Genomic DNA, 16,490 nt, shown 5'->3' on the forward strand with positions numbered 1-16,490 from the left:
GGTCACCTCCACGGCACGCCGGTCCGGTCGGCCGCCCGCGCCAGCGCGCGGACGGTGAGCTCGCCGGCGAGGTGGCGCTTGTAGTCGACGGGGCCGCGCTGGTCGGCCACCGGCGCGCAGTGCGCGGCGGCGAGCCGGCCGGCCCGCGCGAACGCGTCGACGCCCGCGGCCCGGCCGCGCAGGTCGTCCTCGGCCTCGGCGGCGACGAAACCGCGCGCCCCCACCGCGGTGAGCCCGATCCCGACGTCGGCCACGGTGCCGTCGGGCTCCAGGCGCAGTGCCGCCGCCGCGGCAGCGACGGCCCAGTCGCCCGACCGGCGGTCGACCTTGACGTACGCGCTGCCGGTGCTCCACAGCGACACCCGCAGCTCGACGAGCAGCTCCGCGGGACCGACCGCCGTCTCGTAGGGCCCGCGGAAGAACGCACGCATCGGCACCTCGCGCTCGTGCCCGTCCGTGCCGCGGACGACGGCGACCGCCCGCAGCGCGCAGAATGCGGCCGAGAGGTCCTCCGACGGGTCGGCCTGGCACACCGAGCCGCCGACCGTGCCGCGGTTGCGCACCGCCGGGTCGGCGATGACGCGCTCGGCGTCGTGCAGCACCGGGACCCGCTCGCCCGCCTCGGCGCAGGCGAGCAGCTCGGCGTGGCGCAGCAGCGCGCCCAGCCGCAGCTCGCCGTCGACCACCCGGACGCCGCCGAGCTCGGCGAGGTCGTTGATGTCGACCAGCAGCTCGGGCTGGGCCAGGCGCAGCTTCATCATCGGGATCAGGCTGTGCCCGCCCGCGACGACCCGGGACTCCGAGCCGTACCGCGCGAGCAGGGCCACGGCGTCCTGCACGCTCGTGGCGCGCCGGTACTCGAACTGGGCGGGAACCTGCATCTCACCTCCCGGGGCCACTCCATCGTGGTCGCGGTCACACACGGCGACAAGACCTCTTAACCCATCACTTAGGAGGGGCGGGTGCCGCACCCCGTCCGGGTGCAGCATGTGGCCCGCGACACACCCGACACGCCACTCCGACCGGAAGCGAGCGCGAGGCCGATGCCGATCGAGTCCGACGGGTACAGCGCGGGCAACCCGCGCATGTACCCCCTCGTCGAGGGCGCCCCCCGCGGTGGGCGGAGCTCCATCCACGCGTGGCCGCAGATCACCGAGTTCCTCAAGGTGGCCGCGCGGCCGGTGGCCGGCCCGTGGCCGCCGCACCAGGCGCCCCGCCCCGAGCCCGGCGACGACACCGGTCCGATCGCGATCGTCGAGCCGCGGCGCTAGGGGGACACCGTGTACCCGTCCCGCTTCCGCTACGAGGCGCCGCACTCGCTGGACGAGGCCCGCTCGCTGCTCGCGCAGTACGGCGACGAGGCGAAGGTCCTGGCCGGCGGGCAGAGCCTGGTGCCGCTGCTCAAGCTGCGCTTCGCCGCGCCGGAGCTGCTCGTCGACATCAACGGCGTCCCCGGCCTCGGGCACCACCGCGTGGAGGCGGGCGTGCTGCGGGTGGGCGCGCTGTGCCGCCACGTCGACCTGGAGCGTTCCTCCGTACTGGCCCGGCACCCGCTGGTCGCCTCGGCCGCGCCGCTGATCGCCGACCCGATCGTGCGCAACCGCGGCACCCTGGTCGGGTCGCTGTGCCACGCCGACCCGCAGGGCGACTGGGCGTCGGTGCTGCTCGCGCTCGGCGGCCACGTCGTCGCCGAGGGCCCGCACGGGCGCCGCCCGATCCCGATGGCGGAGTTCACCCTCGGCCCGTTCCAGAACGCGCTGCGACCGGGCGAGATCGCCGTCGAGGCCGTCGCCCCGGCGCCACGGGGGCAGGTCAGCGGCCGCTACCTGAAGCTGGAACGCCGCGTCGGCGACTTCGCCACGGTCGGCGTCGCCGTCGCGCTGGAGACCGACGGCGACCGGGTCGTGCGCGCGGGCATCGCGCTCACCGGCGTCGGCCCGCACACCATCGCGGCCACGGCGGCCGAGCAGGCGCTGGTCGGCAGGCCGCTCACCGCGGCGACGGTGGAGGAGGCGGCCCAGCTCGCCGCCGAGGCGTCCCGTCCGAAGGGCGACCACCGCGGCAGCGTCGCCTACAAGCGCCACGTGGTGGCGACGTTCGTCCGGCGCGGGCTGGCCCGCACCGACCTGGAGGCGGTCGCATGAGCTACGGCAGGGCGGGCACGAGCGAGGTGCGGGAGACCCGCACCGGGGAGCGACGGGTGACGCTCACCGTCAACGGCGAGCGCCGGGTGGTGGAGGTGGAGCCCCGGCTGCTGCTGGCGCACCTGCTGCGCGAGGGACTGTCCCTGCGCGGCACCCACCTGGGCTGCGACACCACCAACTGCGGGGCGTGCACCGTGCTGCTCGACGGCGAGCCGGTGAAGTCCTGCACGATGCTCGCCGTCCAGGCCGACGGGCACGAGGTCACCACCGTGGAGGGGCTGGGCACGCCCGGCGAGCTCGACCCGGTGCAGGAGGGCTTCTCCCGCGAGCACGGGCTGCAGTGCGGGTTCTGCACCGCCGGGATGATGCTCACCGCCCGGGCGCTGCTCGACCGCGTGCCCGACCCGTCCGAGGAGGACGTGCGCTGGGCCCTGTCGGGCAATCTCTGCCGCTGCACCGGCTACCAAAACATCGTCAAGGCGGTCCTGTGGGCAGCCGACCAGGAGCGGACGTCGTGACGGCGCTGGACGAGATCAAGATCGGCGGGCTGGGCGCGAGCCGCCGGCGCGTCGAGGACGCCCGGTTCGTGCGCGGGCGCGGCAACTACACCGACGACATCGTGCTGCCGGGCATGCTGCACATGGAGATCCTGCGCAGCCCGCTCGCGCACGCCCGCATCACCTCGATCGACACCTCGCGGGCCTGGGAGATCCCGGGGGTCCGGCTGGTGCTCACCGGCGAGATGATGGCCCAGCGCAACCTCGCCTGGATGCCGACGCTGTCCTACGACACCCAGGCCGTGCTGGCCACCGACAAGGTCCGCTTCCAGGGCCAGGAGGTGTGCGTCGTCGTCGCCGACGACCCCTACATCGCCAAGGACGGCTGCGACGCGATCGTCGTCGAGTACGAGCCGCTGACGCCCGTCGTCAACCCGCTGCAGTCCAGGGCCGCCGACGCGCCGCTCATCCGCGACGACAAGGAAGGGCAGGTCGACAACACCTGCTACCGCTGGGAGGTCGGGGACCGCGCGGCCACCGAACGCGCCTTCGCCCAGGCCGACGTGGTGTCGCGGATGCAGCTGCACTACCCGCGCAGCCACCCGTCGCCCATCGAGTGCTGCGGTTCCATCGCCGACTTCGACCCGGCCACGCAGAAGCTCACCGTGTACATGACCACCCAGGCGCCGCACATCATCCGTGCCGCCGTGGCGCTGGTGGCCGAGCTGCCCGAGCACATGATCCGGATCGTGTCCCCGGACATCGGCGGCGGCTTCGGCAACAAGGTGCCCGTCTACCCGGGCTACGTCGCGTCGATCCTCGCCTCGATCCTGCTCGGGCGGCCGGTGAAGTGGATCGAGGACCGGACCGGCAACCTCGCCTCCACCGGGTTCGGCCGCGACATGTACCTGGCCGCGGAGATGGCGCTGCGCTCCGACGGGCGGATCCTGGCGGTCCGGATGCACGCCGACACCGACCAGGGCGCGTTCTTCGCCGACGCCCAGCCCACCAAGTTCAAGATCGGGCTGCTGCACTCGGCGTTCGCCTGCTACGACATCGGCACCGGCCACATCACCGCACAGGGCCACTACACGAACAAGGCCCCCGGCGGCGTCGCCTACCGGTGCTCGTTCCGCGTCACCGAGGCGATGTTCTTCCAGGAGCGGATGATGCAGGCCGCCGCGGTCGACCTGGGCATGGACCAGGCCGAGTTCCGCCGGATCAACCTGCTGCGCGACGACGCGTTCCCCGCGCGCACGCCGTTCGGGTTCCTCGTCGACTCCGGGCAGTACGGGAAGTGCCTGCGACTCGGGCTGGACGCGATCGGGTACGAGCAGTTCCTCGTCGACCAGGCCGAGGCGCGCACACGGGGCAGGCGCCTGGGCATCGGGATCTCGACGATGACCGAGCCGCTCGGGGCGGGCAACAGCCGCGAGTACGACATCCTCGGCATCAAGATGTTCGACTCCGCCGAGCTGCGGGTGCACATGACCGGCAAGGCGATCCTGCGGGTCGGGGCGAAGAGCCAGGGCCAGGGCCACGAGACGACGTGGGGCCAGATCGTCGCCCACGAGCTCGGCATCCCGGCCGCGGACGTGATCGTCGAGGAGGGCGACACCGACACCGCCCCGTTCGGGATGGGCACCTACGCGTCGCGGTCGACACCGGTGGCGGGCGCGGCGATCTCGATGGTGGCGCGCAAGGTGCGGGCCAAGGCGCGCAAGCTCGCGGCGCACCTGCTGGAGTGCTCCGAGGAGGACGTCGAGTGGGAGCTCGGCCGCCTCTACGTCCGCGGCGCGCCGCACCGCGGGGCCACCATCCAGGAGTGCGCCATGGCCGCCTACTCCAACATGCCCGACGGCATGGAGCCCGGCCTGGAGAACGTCGCCTACTACGACCCGCCCAACCTGACCTGGCCGTTCGCCTGCTACATCGCGACCGTCGAGGTCGACCCGGAGACCGGGGTGTGGGACGTGCTGCGCTTCGTCGCCGTCGACGACTGCGGGGTGCGGATCAACCCGATGGTCGTCGAGGGCCAGATCATGGGCGGGCTGACCGAGGCGTACGCGATGAGCAGCATGCAGTTCCAGACCTACGACGCCGAGGGCAACATGGTCGGTTCCAACTACATGGACTACCTGCTGCCCACCGCGTGGGAGACCCCCGGGTTCGAGCTGCACGAGGTCGTCACGCCCTGCCCGCACCACCCGATCGGCGCCAAGGGCGTGGGCGAGTGCGCGGCCGTCGGCGGGCCCGCGGCGTTCGTCAACGCCGTCCACGACGCGCTGTCGGACACCGGCGTCCGCAACATCGACATGCCGCTGCTGCCCGACCGCGTCTGGCAGGCCCTGCAGGACGGCCGGGACGTGTCCGGGATGCCGCCGGTGAGGAGCGACTGAGGTGTTGCTGCGCAACGAGTTCTCCGTGGACGCCCCGATCGACCGGGTCTGGGCCCACTTCCTCGACGTCCCGCGGCTGGCGCCCTGCCTGCCCGGCGCCACGCTCGTCGGCGACGACGGCGACGGGACCTACCAGGGCAGGGTCGTGGCCGCGCTGGGCCCGGTGCGGCTCCACTTCAGCGGCACCGCGCGGATCGTGTCCGCCGACGAGGCGGCCCACCGGATGGTGCTGCACGCCGCCGGTTCGGAGGACCGGGGCCGCGGCGAGGCGGCCATGACCATCACCGCGACGCTGGCACCCGCGGGCGGCGGCACGACCGTCACCGTCGACCAGGACCTCACGGTCTCCGGCGCGGCGGCGCAGTTCGGCCGGGGCCTGATCTCCGACGTCACGGGCGTGCTGCTGACGAGCTTCGCGGACTGCGTCCAGTACGACCTCACGCGCGGGGGCGGCACCGCCACCGCCGTGCGCGCGGCCGCCCCGGCGAGCGGTCTCACCATCGCCCTGCGCGCCGCGCGGCGGGCGCTGGCCCGCGTGTTCGCCCGGTTCTTCCTGCCCTACGACCGGAACAGGTGAGGTGAGATGGTGCTCTGGTGGATCGGCAACGCCGTCCTGCTGTTCGTGGTGCTGCCGGTGGTGATCGCCCTGCTCAACCGGGTGCTCGCCGCCGTCGAGCGGATCCGCGCGGCCTGCGACGACATCCTCGTCCACGGCGAGCGGCTCACCGACGAGGTCGAGGACGTGCCGGAGCTGCTGGCCCGCACCGACGCCGTCGTCGGGCAGATCGCCGCCGGCGCCACGCGCTACGCCGGCAGCGTCGCCCTGCTGCTCCCCGAGAAGGTCTGACATGCCACTCGTCGCCTGGACCACGGTCGTCGTCGCCGGGTTGATCGTCGCGGTCACCGCGGTCGGCCTGCTGCGGGTGCTGCTGCACCTGTGGCACGTGCACGACACCCTCGGATCGGTGCTGGTGGCGGTGCGCGCCGTCGCGGACCGGACCCGAACCGTGCCGGTGGTCGTGCCGTCGGTCAACGCGCACCTCGCGCCCGTGCGGGCCTGGACGGAGACGGTCTGATGGTGCCCTTCGGATGGACGCTCGGCCTCGTCATCGGCCTGGTGGTCGTGGTGGTGGTCGTCGCGCTGGTGGCCCCGATCCTGGTGCTGGCCCACCGCATCGGCACCCGCGCCCACGAGATCGACGAGGCGCTGGGCCGCGCCCGCACGCACACCGCGGGCCTGGCCGGGCTGAACGAGACCATCGACCACGCCGGCACGATCATCGCCGGCCTGCAGCGCGGCCGCGCGCGGCTGGGGGGCTGACATGGAGCCGACCGACCCCGAGATCGCGTTCTGGACGGTGATCCTGGTGCTCGGCGCCGTCGTCATCGTCGCCGTGGTGGCGCTGCTGTCACTGCTGGTCGCGTTCGTCCGGCGGATCGACGCCGCGGTGACGTCGATCGGCGGGACGCTCGCCGACATCACCGCCCACACCGCCGACACCCAGCTGATCACCACCACCGGCGCCGGGCTCGACCTGGTGCTCGCCGAGGGGCTGCAGCACCACCTGTTCCTCGGCCGGGTGGCCGGCTCGATCCCCACCCCCGCCGGGAAGGGCTGACCCGTGACCGTGCTGATCGTGCTCACCGTCGTCGAGATCGTCGTGTTGATCGCCGGGCTGGCGTTCTTCCTGTGGTGGATCGGCTCGCTGCTCGGCCGCGTCGCCACCACCCTGGAGGCGGGCGACGAGCTGGTGCGACGGATCGTCGACGACGCGCGGGCGATCCGGCCCGGCCTGCGTCACGTCACCGGCACCGGCGGCCGGATCGCCGGTGCGCTCCCGCTGCTCTACAGCTTCGCGGAGCTGATCCTCCGGAAGGTCTCCCCCACCCCGCAGCGGCCGCGGGTCGCCACCCCGGCGTCGGGCAGGCGGCGCTCGCGCATCCACGAGACGGTCGGCTACCTGCCCTCCCGCCGGTGATCCGGCCGAGATCGTCTCGACTCTGAGACACCGCCGGGGCGCGGGGTCCCCGAGACTGTGCCGGTGTCCCGCCCGAAGCGGACACGAGGAACTCCCCCGCCGCTCGCCTCCTGGGCGGGCGGCGGAGGAGTTCCCGGGCTACTCGGCGGCGCGCTCCGGTGGCGCGGCCCCGGGGGGCCCGCCGATCCACTCGTCGCGCCAGGTGTGGTCGAACTGCTGCTCGTTGCAGAACGGGCGGTAGACGGCCACCAGCTCGTGGGTGATCTGCTCCCGGTGCGGGCGGTTGCCGCCCGGCACCTCCAGGTGGGCCACGTGCACCTGCCACCGCGATCCCGCCCGCCGCGCCCAGCACGGGGACCGGCGGTGCCGGAACGGCAGGCCCTCGGCCGACAGGTCGTCGGCGTGCCCCACGTAGATCACCGCGTACTGCTCGGACCCGGGCCGCGGCCGGTAGAGGATCGCGTAGACGCCGGGCCGGGCCGGGGGCGTCCAGCCACCCAGCAGGCGCGGGCCGGAGAACGCGTAGCCACCGAGCGACCCGAGGCGGATCACCCCGGCCCGTCCCCGTCGGGGACCGGCTCCCCCTCGGGGGCGGCGTCCTCGGCCTCGCTCACCGCCTCGGCCCGCACCACCGGCCACTCCGGCAGGCCGGCGCGGGCCACGGCGGCGGCGAAGTCGGCGCGGCCCTGCTCGAGCGCGGCCTCCCGGCTCGCCGCCTCCACCACGATCTGCGCGCCGTAGCGGGTGTCGCCGACGCCGGACGCGATGCCCTGCATCGGCGCGACGGCGTCGGCCAGCCCGATGATCTCCTCGACCTCCAGCACGCGGTCGCCCGCGGCCTCGATCCCGACGCTCCACCTGGTCACACGCACTCCGCTCATCCCAGTTCCGGGAGCAGCACGGCGAGCTCGGCCAGGCTGCTCAGGTCGTGCCCGGACAGCAGGAGGTCGACGTGCGGCTGCGCCACCATCATGCCCGTCGTCAGCGGCCGGTACCCCGGGTCGTCGCCGCGGTGCGGGTTCATCCACACCACGCGGTGGCACTGCCGGGTCAGGCGCTCCATCGCCGTGGCGAGCGTGTCCGGGTCGCCGCGGTCCAGGCCGTCGGAGCAGATCACCACCACCGCGCCGCGGCACCCGCCCCGGCGGCCCCGGCCCCGGACGAACTCCTCGATCGACGCCCCGATCCGCGTGCCCCCCTCCCAGTCGACGACCAGCGCCGCGGCCCGGGCCAGCGCCTCGTCGGGGCTGCGCCTCTGCAGGGCCACGGTGATCCGGGTGAGCCGGGTGCCGAAGCAGAACACCTCCACGCGCCGCGCCGAGTGCCGCGCCGAGTGCGCGAACTGCAGCAGCGCCCGGGAGTAGTCGGCCATCGAGCCGGACACGTCGAGGATCAGCACCAGCGGCCGGGGCTTCACGCGGCGGCGCTTGCGGCGCAGGGGCACCGGCTCGCCGTGCAGGCGCAGCGAGTCGCGGACGGTGCGGCGCAGGTCGGGGACGCGCCCGCGGGTGGCCCGCTGCGTGCGGCGGGTGCGCCGCCGCGGGGGCGTCAACCGCATCTGCGCCATGATCCGGCGCAGGGCGCGCAGCTCGTCGGGGGTGCAGGCGGCGAAGGACCGGTGCCGCAGCGCCTCGGCGTCCGAGGCGACCAGGCCCAGCCGCGTCTCGTCGCCGGGGTCCGCGGCGGAGGGCGGCGGGTCCACCGCGGGCACCTCCAGCACCCCGGCCGCGACGGCCGTCCGGGGTCGGGGCCGGGGCGGCCCGGCGGTGTCCTCGCCGAGGAAGTACGCCCGGAACACCTCGTCGTAGACCGCGAGGTCGTCGCGGCGGGTGACCAGGGTGGTGCGCCCGGCCCAGTAGAGGTCGTCGAGGTCGGTGGGGTCCAGCGGCACCATGGCCGCGCAGAACGTCTCGACGTCACCGGCCCCGACGGCGATCCCGCGCGCCCGCAGCGCCCGCCCGAACCCGACGAGCACCCGGACCGGCCCGCCGCTCACGCGCCCGAGGTGATCTCGTCGAGGTTCTCCCGCGCCAGCTCCAGGTCCTCGCGCTCCTTGAGCACCGAGCCCAGGGTGAGGTCGGCGGCGTCGACGGTGAGCGCGGGCTCGCCGAGGAAGCTCAGCGTGCGGGCCCAGTCGACGGTCTCGGCGACGCCGGGCGGCTTGGCCAGGTCCAGCTCGCGCAGCCGGTGCACCGCGCCGACGACCGTGCGCGCCAGCGCCGCGTCCACCCCGGGCTGGCGGAGCAGCACGATCTCGACCTCCCGCTCCACGTCCGGGTAGTCGATCCAGTGGTACAGGCAGCGGCGCTTGAGCGCGTCGTGCAGCTCGCGGGTGCGGTTGGAGGTGAGCACCACCAACGGGGGGCTCGCCGCGGCGATCGTGCCGACCTCGGGCACGGTGATCTGGAAGTCCGACAGCAGCTCCAGCAGGAACGCCTCGAACTCGTCGTCGGCGCGGTCGATCTCGTCGACGAGCAGCACGGCCCGCCCGCCCGCCCGCACCGCGGCGAGCAGCGGGCGCTCCAGCAGGAACTCGGGCCCGAACAGCGCCTTCACCGACGTCTCGCCGCCCTCGGCCAGCGCACGGACCTGCAGCAGCTGGCGGGCGTGGTCCCACTCGTAGAGCGCCTGGGCGGTGTCGATCCCCTCGTAGCACTGCAGGCGGATCAGCCGGCGGCCCAGCACCGCGGCCAGCACCTTCGCGATCTCGGTCTTGCCGACGCCCGGCTCGCCCTCCAGCAGCAGCGGCCGGTCGAGCGAGAGCGCCACGAACACCGCGGTGGCCAGGCCCCGGTCGGCGAGGTAGCCACCCCCGCGCAGCGTCGCGACGAGGTCGGCGACGCCGCTGGGCCGGTCCACGCGACTAGCGCTCCGTGCCGAGGACCAGGTCGCGCACGCTGGTGGCGCCCGGCACGAGCTTGCCCTCGCGGGCCAGCAGCGCGCGCCACGCGCGGCGCTGGTCGTCGTCGACGGGGCGCGCGGTGGAGCCGCCCTCGGGGGTCTCGCCCGCCATCCCGCCGAACCCGATGTCGGTCATGTTCCGGCAGGTGCGGGTGGTGCCGGGGCCGGGGCCCGCGCCGTGCGCGCGCCGCGCGTCCCAGATCCCGCGGAACACCGCGAGTCCCTCGTCGGCCCGCGGGTCGTCCTCCGCCATGGCACACCTCTCCTCGTGACGCGGTCCCAGCGTGGCCGCGCCGGCCGCCCGCGGCAACGGGCGGATAAGCCTTTGCTTAGGCCGAAAGGCGGGTCGACAGCGGGTGGACACTCCGGTCATGACGTTGACGCAGCTGAGCGCGTTCGTCCTCGTCGCCCGTCTCGGGTCGGTGAAGGCGGCGGCGAGCGCGCTGGGCGTCAGCGAGCCTGCGGTCTCGCAGGCGCTGGCGGCCCTGCGCCGCTACCTCGACGACCCGCTGCTCACCCGCAGCGGCAACGGCATGACGATGACGCCCGGTGGCAGCCGGCTGCTGACGATCGCGGCGCAGATGGTGTCGCTCGGCGCCGAGGCCGAGTCGGCGGTGCGCTCCGCGCAGGGCGCGGCCGAGCAGCTGCGCCTGGCCGCGCCCAGCACGATCGTCGAGTTCGTGGCGGGCCCGCTCGCCGACGCGTTCACCTCCCGCTCGGCCGGGACGATCGAGGTGTCCGCGGGGGTGTCGGCCACCGCGGAGATGGCAGTGCTGGTCTCGCAGCGCCTCGCCGACCTCGCGCTCGGCCCGTACCTCGGGGCCGACCGGAGCCTGGGGCTGGTCAGCGAACCGGTGTTCCGGTGCCGGCTCGTCGTGCTCGCCTCCCCCGAGGCCCGGTTCCGCGGCTCGCCCGCGCAGTGGCCGTGGCTGGTGGAGCCGGCGGCGACCGACCCCGGCAGCGACGTCAGCAGGCTGCTGCGCGCGGTCGGGGTGCCGGAGTCGCGGCTGAGCGTGTTCCCCAACCAGACCGCGGCCTGGGAGGCCGCCGGGCGCGGTGCCGGCGTGGCCCCCGGGATCGCCCACCTCGCGGTGCACCAGCTGCGCCGCCGCGAGCTGCACGTCCTCGACGTGCCGGGCACGCCCGTCGACCTGTGCTGGCACGCCACCACGCTGGCCGCCGACCGGCGCTCCCCCGCCACGGCGTCGCTGCGGCACTTCCTGGGCACCCCCGAGGCCATGAAGCTGCTCCGCTCGCCGGGCGCCGGGGTGCCGCCGTCGCGGTTCCGACCGCCGGTGTACGTGACGATCTGGAGCTGAGGACTGGTCCGTACAGCCCATTGCCCGGCGCATTCATGAAGTGGTCCTGGACAACCGGAGTATCGGCAGTACTCTCGTCACCTCCGCTCCCCGACATGCCCCGGCATATGCACGGGGAGAATGGTTGCGAACGCCCGATGTGGAGATCGCTCCTCGACACGCTGCCGCGCGGCTACACACTCGACGAGAAGGACTTCCAGCGCCGCCACCGGCTCCTGCTCGTCCTGCTCGCCGTGCACGTCCCCGGCATCGCCCTGTTCGCCCTGCTGCTCGGCAGCCCCCCGTCGACGATCGCGTATGCGCTGGTCGTGCCGGTCCTGTCCACCCTGCTCGGCTACCTGCTGCGCCGGCGGCGGCGCGCCGCGGCCGTCACCGTCACCCTCGGTCTGGTGTGGTGCTCGGGGGCGCTGGTGGGCTTCAGCGGCGGGGCGATCGAGGCCCATTTCCATTTCTTCATCATCATCGGATTCATCGCGCTCTACCAGGACTGGGCCCCGTTCCTGTGCAACATCGCGTTCGTCGTGATCAGTCACGGCGTCGGTTCGGTGTGGCAGCAGTCGCTGATCTTCAGTCACCCGGCGGGCCAGGGGAATCCCTGGCTGTGGTCGTTGATCCACGGGGTCGCGGTGTTGTTCGCGTGCGTCGGGATGATGCTGTTCTGGCGGTTCACCGAGGAGTCGCAGCAGGAGAAGGACGCGCTGTCGCGCCGCCTCGCCGACGCCGAGATCGGGCGCCGCCAGTTCACCTCCGACCTGCTGGTGAACCTGGCCCGCCGCAACCAGAGCCTGCTCTACCGCCAGCTCGACATCATCAACCAGCTCGAGGAGAGCGAGCGCGATCCCGACGCCCTCGCAGGCCTCTTCACCCTCGACCATCTCGCCACCCGGGTGCGGCGCAACGCCGAGAGCCTGCTCGTCCTGTCCGGGGAGCAGCCGCCGCGCACGTGGAGCGGGCCGGTGGCGCTGCGCGACGTGCTGCGCGCCTCGATCGCCGAGACCGAGGACCTCGACCGGGTCGTGTTCGTCGTCGACGAGCGGGTCGCGGTCGTCGGGCACTCCGTCACCGACCTCACCCACCTGCTGGCCGAGCTCACCGAGAACGCGGTGCGCTTCTCGCCGCCCGACACCGTGGTCACCATCCGCGGCCGCGCCGACCGGACCTCCCCCGGCGGGATCGTGCTCACCGTCGAGGACTGGGGGGTGGGGATGCCGGCCGACGAGCTGGCCGCCGCCAACGCCCTGCTCGCCGAGCCGCCCGAGGTGGACCTGTCGGTCTCCCAGCGGCTCGGGCTGCACGTCGTCGCCCGCCTGGCCGCCCGGCACGGCGTCCGCGTGTCGCTGACCCCGACCCCCGGCTCCGGGATCACCGCGGTCCTCGCGCTCCCGCCCGACCTGTTCGCCGATCCCGAGGAGCTCCGCGCCGCACCCGAACCCGCGTCCCGCCGCCCGGTGGACGCCGGCGTCCGGACGTCGGACCGTCCGGCCGACCGGGTCGGCGGGAGGGCGCCCGACCCGGTGCCCGCGCCGCGGCTGCCGCCGGAGCCGGAGGCGTTCGCGCCGTCCCCCGGCCGGTCGCCGTTCGGCTCGGACGGGCCGTGGTCGGGCTGGTGGCAGCCCGACGCCCCCGGCGCCGCGGTGCACCACTCGCGCCCGTCGCCCACTCCCCCGCCGCCCGCCCCCTCCCCGGTGGCGGCCTTCCCGCCGCCCGCCCGGCAGGCCCCGGCCGCGCCGCCGGCCGCCGCGGGCGGCCTCCGCCGCCGGGTGCCCCAGTCGCACCTGGCCCCCGAGCTGCGCGAACCCGCCGCCGGCCCGACCGGTCCCGGTGCGGCCCACCCGGCCGACGCCGCGTCCGCGTTGTCGCGCTACCAGGCGAGCAGGCGGGCCGCCGTCGCCGACAGCGAGGGCGCGCCGTGACCGGGCGCCTGGGCTGGCTGCTCGACGAGTTCACCCGGGACACCCCCGGGGTACGGCACGCCGTCGTCGTCTCGGTCGACGGGCTGCGCCTGGCCGAGTCCCCCGAGCTGACCGACGGCCTCGGCAACGCGCTGGCCGCCGCGGCGTCCGGGCTCGCGAGCCTGGCCCGCGGCACCGCGCAGCTGCTGGCGGCGGGCGCGGTGAACCAGACGATCCTGGAGATGACCGAGGGCTACCTGTTCGTCACGGCGATCAGCCACGGCTCCGGCCTCGCCGTGTACGCCGACCGACGCTGCGACATGGGCCTGGTCGGCTACGAGATGACGATGCTGGCCACCCGCGTCAGCCACGCCCTCACCCCGGGCATCCGCACCGGGGGCCCCGTCCGGTGACGCCGGTCGAGCCCGTCGGGGGCCGTGACGGCCGAGTGGTGCCGGTCTTCGCCGTCACCGGGGGCCGCACGCGCTCGACCGGCCGGGACCTCCCCGTCGAGTCGCTGGTGACGGCGACCGACCAGCGGCCCGACGACCTGCAGAAGGAGTACCGCATGATCCTCGACGCAGCGGTGGCACCGGTGTCGCTGGTGGAGATCGGGGCCGCGCTGCGGGTGCCGGTCGGGGTGGCCCGGGTGCTGGTGGGCGACCTCGCCGACGCCGGGTACCTCGTCGTCCACGCCCCCGCCCCGCGCGACGCGGCGGGCAACCCGACGCCCGCCGTGCTCACCCGGCTGCTGGCGGGTCTCCGTGCACGGTGACCGGGCGGTCCCGCTCAAGATCGTGGTGGCCGGCGGGTTCGGGGCGGGCAAGACCACGCTGGTGCGGGCCCTGTCGGAGATCCCGCCGCTGCTCACCGAGGAGCCGATGACGTCGGCCTCGGTGGGCGTCGACGACATCCGGGCGGTGCCGGACAAGCACACCACCACCGTGGCGATGGACTTCGGCCGGATCACCGTCGACGACTCGCTGATCCTGTACCTGTTCGGCACGCCGGGGCAGGACCGGTTCTGGTTCATGTGGGACGAGCTGGCGCGCGGCTCGGTGGGGGCCGTCGTGCTCGTCGACCTGCGGCGGGTCGACGACTGCTTCCCCGCGGTCGACTACTTCGAGAGCAGGCGGCTGCCGTTCGTGGTGGCGGTGAACGGGTTCCCCGGTACCGACGCGTTCAGCCGCGAGGCCGTCGCCGACGCGCTGGCGCTGGCCCCGGACACCCCGGTCGTGCGGATGGACGCCCGCAGCTCCGACTCCTGCCTGTCCACGCTCGTGGCGCTGGTCGAGCACGCGCTCGACCGCACCCACGCCGTCCATCACTGACCCCGGAAACGCCGACCCCGGAAACGACACCACGCCGGGCCGCGGATGCGGCCCGGCGCGGATTCCCCGGTCGGACTACGGGGACGTCAGTCGTCCCCGGCGCGACCTGCTCAGTCGTCGAGGAGGTTGGCCTGGTTCACGCTGTCGTCGTTGACGCAGGAGGCCGCGCCGTCGGCGTCGGCGCTCCCGGCGGCGGGGCCGCCCAGGATGCCCAGCAGGTTGCCCACGCCGGCGGCGACGGGGATCGCCGGGCAGACGTTGACGTCGTTGAGGGCGTTGACGTCGCCGACGTTGACCAGGCCGAGCTGGTTGCTCTCACGGTCGTTGTCGACGCGGTTGACCTGACGGTCGTCGCCGCCACGGCCGTCGCGGCCGCCGTCGCCGTCCCACTTGACCCCGGCGAAGGCGAGCGGGCTCACCGCGAGCAGACCAGCGGCGGTTGCGGCAACGAGGATGCCAGCCTTCTTCAGCACAGTACTTCTCCTGTCGAGTGATCCGAATGCCAGCCTGTGAGGGGGAGCCTCGCTGACAGGAATAAAGCTATCCGGATTCACCCAGCGAACCGCTATCAACTACCACCATCGTGTGAATGCAAATACTCGACGTGAGGATACTCGTCTATTCCGGGAGGCTCCCGCGGCCGGAATACCCTCAGGTCACCGCGTTACCGTCACTCTCCGCGTTGACGCATCACCCGATCGTCCGAACATCGCTTTCCCGAACTACGCACCGTGATCCACCCCCTGAACGGGCATCACCCGTCACCCGGACCAGATGGGCCCGAAAAGGGAGTTGACCGGGCCGGATCACCGTGTGTCGACGCGTTCACCGGCCCGATCGGGCCCGACGGGTCAGGACAGCGGCGGGATACTGGGGAACTTCGGCAGCTTCGGCACCAGATCCGTGACCGGGTCGAGCACCTCCAGGCGCTCCACCTCGCCGCACGCCACGAGCGTGTAGCTCACAGGGTTGACGGGCAGCGCCGTGGCGGTGGAGAAGTCGTGCTGGACCTCGCGGATCGACATCGTCCCGGCCTGCAGCGCGTAGCGGGCGCCCAGCGGGTTGGCGGCCGAGAGCGTGCCGTTGCCGTCCTCGTCGACCTCCCACTCCCCGACCGTCTGCTCCGCGGGCAGCGGGTTGGTCCCGTCGAGGATGCAGGGGTTGTTGTTGGTGGCACTGCTCGTCGCCCCGTAGAAGAAGCTGACGTAGCGCGAGTCCGGGTTCAGCCCCGTGGCCGTGGCCACGACGCGCTCGGCGTCGATCGTGGCGGAGCCGGTGACGCCCGAGTCGTTCTTCTCCAGCAGCGTCACGTCGGTGGAGCCGGCCTCCGCGGCGGGCAGCGCCGCCGCCGACTCCTCCCCGGCCGGTGCCGCACCGTCCTCCTGCCCGGCGTCCTCCTCATCCGGGACCTCGTCTGCGGCGGCATCGTCGGTGGCGTCCTCCGCCGGGGCGTCCTGCGCGGCCGCGCTGTCCCGGACCACGTCGGCACCGGTGACCGGGCCGGTGTCCGCGGAGTCGGAGTCCGCATCGGAGTCCGCATCGGCGTCCGCGTCGGCGTCGGAGGCGTCCGGGCCGGTACCCAGCGCCGAGCCGAGCAGCGTCCCCGCCCCGTCGACGGGGGCGGGCGGGGGCGGGTCGTCGTCGGCGAGGGCCACGGCGGGACCGGCGACGAGCAGCGCCGCGGCGAGCGGGCCCGCGGCGGCGAACCGGACGGGGCCGCGGGGGGCGGCGTGGCGCGGGCGGCCGGGGCGGGAGGCGGGACGGAGCCGGTGACGGCCCATGGCTGGTCTCCTTCCGCCCTCGGGGGAAGGTTCGTCGCGGGGAGCGTCCGAGGGCGTGGGGACCGACGGTACGAAGGCGACCGCAGCCGTGGCCGAATCTGAGAACGCAGGTTGCGCCCGCACGGCCGAATGCCGTCCGGACGCGACGATCGGCGGTACGGCTAGCCCGATCGGCGCAACGCCGTGCGCCGATGACCAAGGGCGTTCTCAGGAAAGCCGTTCGTCGCGGACGGCGGCCGTCCACGGC

The 16,490-nt window shown here is 74.2% G+C and carries 23 protein-coding genes; 15 read left to right on the forward strand and 8 right to left on the reverse strand.

Annotated features, from left to right (window positions below; genetic code table 11):
- Nucleotides 1-2: 2 nt before the first annotated feature.
- Nucleotides 3-881 (reverse strand): FAD binding domain-containing protein, encoded by an 879-nt coding sequence (locus tag PHY01_RS03415; protein ID WP_141276940.1) that lies wholly within the window; start codon nucleotides 879-881, stop codon nucleotides 3-5.
- Nucleotides 882-1,043: 162 nt separating this feature from the next.
- Here PHY01_RS03415 and PHY01_RS03420 point away from each other — a divergent pair, with 162 nt between their 5' ends.
- Genes PHY01_RS03420 through PHY01_RS03465 form a run of 10 tightly spaced genes read left to right on the forward strand, consistent with a single transcriptional unit; the run spans nucleotide 1,044 to nucleotide 7,019 of the window.
- Nucleotides 1,044-1,271: a hypothetical protein gene (locus tag PHY01_RS03420; RefSeq protein ID WP_141276941.1), complete on the forward strand. Its 228-nt coding sequence runs from the start codon at nucleotides 1,044-1,046 to the stop codon at nucleotides 1,269-1,271.
- 9 nt (nucleotides 1,272-1,280) lie between these two features.
- Nucleotides 1,281-2,144, forward strand: coding sequence for an FAD binding domain-containing protein (locus PHY01_RS03425; RefSeq protein ID WP_141276943.1), 864 nt, complete (start codon nucleotides 1,281-1,283; stop codon nucleotides 2,142-2,144).
- Nucleotides 2,141-2,662 carry a (2Fe-2S)-binding protein gene (locus tag PHY01_RS03430; protein WP_141276945.1) on the forward strand — a complete coding sequence of 174 codons (522 nt, stop codon included), beginning with the start codon at nucleotides 2,141-2,143 and terminating at the stop codon, nucleotides 2,660-2,662. Before PHY01_RS03425 ends, PHY01_RS03430 begins: the two co-directional genes overlap by 4 nt.
- Nucleotides 2,659-5,040, forward strand: a complete 2,382-nt coding sequence (locus tag PHY01_RS03435; protein ID WP_170183614.1) for an aerobic carbon-monoxide dehydrogenase large subunit — start codon at nucleotides 2,659-2,661, stop codon at nucleotides 5,038-5,040. The genes PHY01_RS03430 and PHY01_RS03435 overlap by 4 nt, the downstream gene beginning before the upstream one ends.
- Before the next feature lies 1 nt (nucleotide 5,041).
- Complete coding sequence (locus PHY01_RS03440; protein WP_141276948.1) at nucleotides 5,042-5,617, forward strand: SRPBCC family protein; 576 nt, start codon at nucleotides 5,042-5,044, stop codon at nucleotides 5,615-5,617.
- Nucleotides 5,618-5,623: 6 nt separating this feature from the next.
- Nucleotides 5,624-5,887: a hypothetical protein gene (locus PHY01_RS03445; protein WP_141276950.1), complete on the forward strand. Its 264-nt coding sequence runs from the start codon at nucleotides 5,624-5,626 to the stop codon at nucleotides 5,885-5,887.
- Between the two features lies 1 nt (nucleotide 5,888).
- Nucleotides 5,889-6,116, forward strand: a complete 228-nt coding sequence (locus tag PHY01_RS03450) for a hypothetical protein (protein ID WP_141276952.1) — start codon at nucleotides 5,889-5,891, stop codon at nucleotides 6,114-6,116.
- Nucleotides 6,116-6,361, forward strand: coding sequence for a hypothetical protein (locus PHY01_RS03455; RefSeq protein WP_141276954.1), 246 nt, complete (start codon nucleotides 6,116-6,118; stop codon nucleotides 6,359-6,361). Before PHY01_RS03450 ends, PHY01_RS03455 begins: the two co-directional genes overlap by 1 nt.
- 1 nt (nucleotide 6,362) lies before the next feature.
- Nucleotides 6,363-6,659 (forward strand): hypothetical protein, encoded by a 297-nt coding sequence (locus PHY01_RS03460; RefSeq protein WP_141276956.1) that lies wholly within the window; start codon nucleotides 6,363-6,365, stop codon nucleotides 6,657-6,659.
- 3 nt (nucleotides 6,660-6,662) lie between these two features.
- A complete protein-coding gene (locus PHY01_RS03465; RefSeq protein WP_246085671.1) occupies nucleotides 6,663-7,019 on the forward strand; it encodes a hypothetical protein in 357 nt (118 codons plus the stop codon).
- 138 nt (nucleotides 7,020-7,157) lie between these two features.
- On the opposite strand, the gene PHY01_RS03470 is transcribed toward PHY01_RS03465, so the two are convergent.
- Genes PHY01_RS03470 through PHY01_RS03490 form a run of 5 tightly spaced genes read right to left on the reverse strand, consistent with a single transcriptional unit; the run spans nucleotide 7,158 to nucleotide 10,173 of the window.
- The gene (locus PHY01_RS03470) at nucleotides 7,158-7,571 is read right to left on the reverse strand and encodes a hypothetical protein (protein ID WP_141276958.1); all 414 of its coding nucleotides are present in this window, start codon (nucleotides 7,569-7,571) and stop codon (nucleotides 7,158-7,160) included.
- Entirely contained in the window at nucleotides 7,568-7,885 is a 318-nt protein-coding gene (locus PHY01_RS03475) for a hypothetical protein (protein WP_141276960.1), read from the reverse strand. The genes PHY01_RS03470 and PHY01_RS03475 overlap by 4 nt, the downstream gene beginning before the upstream one ends.
- 11 nt (nucleotides 7,886-7,896) lie before the next feature.
- Complete coding sequence (locus PHY01_RS03480) at nucleotides 7,897-9,015, reverse strand: vWA domain-containing protein (RefSeq protein ID WP_246085672.1); 1,119 nt, start codon at nucleotides 9,013-9,015, stop codon at nucleotides 7,897-7,899.
- Entirely contained in the window at nucleotides 9,012-9,878 is an 867-nt protein-coding gene (locus tag PHY01_RS03485) for an AAA family ATPase (RefSeq protein WP_141276962.1), read from the reverse strand. Before PHY01_RS03485 ends, PHY01_RS03480 begins: the two co-directional genes overlap by 4 nt.
- A 4-nt stretch (nucleotides 9,879-9,882) precedes the next feature.
- Nucleotides 9,883-10,173, reverse strand: a complete 291-nt coding sequence (locus PHY01_RS03490) for a hypothetical protein (RefSeq protein ID WP_141276964.1) — start codon at nucleotides 10,171-10,173, stop codon at nucleotides 9,883-9,885.
- 118 nt (nucleotides 10,174-10,291) lie between these two features.
- Here PHY01_RS03490 and PHY01_RS03495 point away from each other — a divergent pair, with 118 nt between their 5' ends.
- The 5 genes from PHY01_RS03495 (at nucleotide 10,292) to PHY01_RS03515 (ending at nucleotide 14,462) form a co-directional block, all read left to right on the forward strand.
- Nucleotides 10,292-11,239, forward strand: a complete 948-nt coding sequence (locus PHY01_RS03495) for a LysR family transcriptional regulator (RefSeq protein ID WP_141276965.1) — start codon at nucleotides 10,292-10,294, stop codon at nucleotides 11,237-11,239.
- Nucleotides 11,240-11,376: 137 nt separating this feature from the next.
- Nucleotides 11,377-13,152 (forward strand): sensor histidine kinase, encoded by a 1,776-nt coding sequence (locus PHY01_RS27880; protein WP_141276967.1) that lies wholly within the window; start codon nucleotides 11,377-11,379, stop codon nucleotides 13,150-13,152.
- A complete protein-coding gene (locus PHY01_RS03505) occupies nucleotides 13,149-13,544 on the forward strand; it encodes a roadblock/LC7 domain-containing protein (protein ID WP_141276968.1) in 396 nt (131 codons plus the stop codon). The genes PHY01_RS27880 and PHY01_RS03505 overlap by 4 nt, the downstream gene beginning before the upstream one ends.
- Nucleotides 13,545-13,582: 38 nt before the next feature.
- Nucleotides 13,583-13,906: a DUF742 domain-containing protein gene (locus PHY01_RS03510; RefSeq protein ID WP_170183615.1), complete on the forward strand. Its 324-nt coding sequence runs from the start codon at nucleotides 13,583-13,585 to the stop codon at nucleotides 13,904-13,906.
- Nucleotides 13,896-14,462, forward strand: coding sequence for a GTP-binding protein (locus PHY01_RS03515; protein ID WP_141276970.1), 567 nt, complete (start codon nucleotides 13,896-13,898; stop codon nucleotides 14,460-14,462). Before PHY01_RS03510 ends, PHY01_RS03515 begins: the two co-directional genes overlap by 11 nt.
- A gap of 110 nt (nucleotides 14,463-14,572) precedes the next feature.
- On the opposite strand, the gene PHY01_RS03520 is transcribed toward PHY01_RS03515, so the two are convergent.
- On the reverse strand, nucleotides 14,573-14,881 hold the full coding sequence (locus PHY01_RS03520; RefSeq protein WP_246085673.1) for a hypothetical protein: 309 nt from the start codon (nucleotides 14,879-14,881) through the stop codon (nucleotides 14,573-14,575).
- A 432-nt stretch (nucleotides 14,882-15,313) separates the two neighbouring features.
- A complete protein-coding gene (locus PHY01_RS03525) occupies nucleotides 15,314-16,243 on the reverse strand; it encodes a hypothetical protein (RefSeq protein WP_141276974.1) in 930 nt (309 codons plus the stop codon).
- Between the last annotated feature and the right edge of the window lie 247 nt (nucleotides 16,244-16,490).

It is taken from the genome of Pseudonocardia hydrocarbonoxydans, from assembly GCF_006539565.1.
Classification (GTDB): Bacteria; Actinomycetota; Actinomycetes; order Mycobacteriales; family Pseudonocardiaceae; genus Pseudonocardia; species Pseudonocardia hydrocarbonoxydans.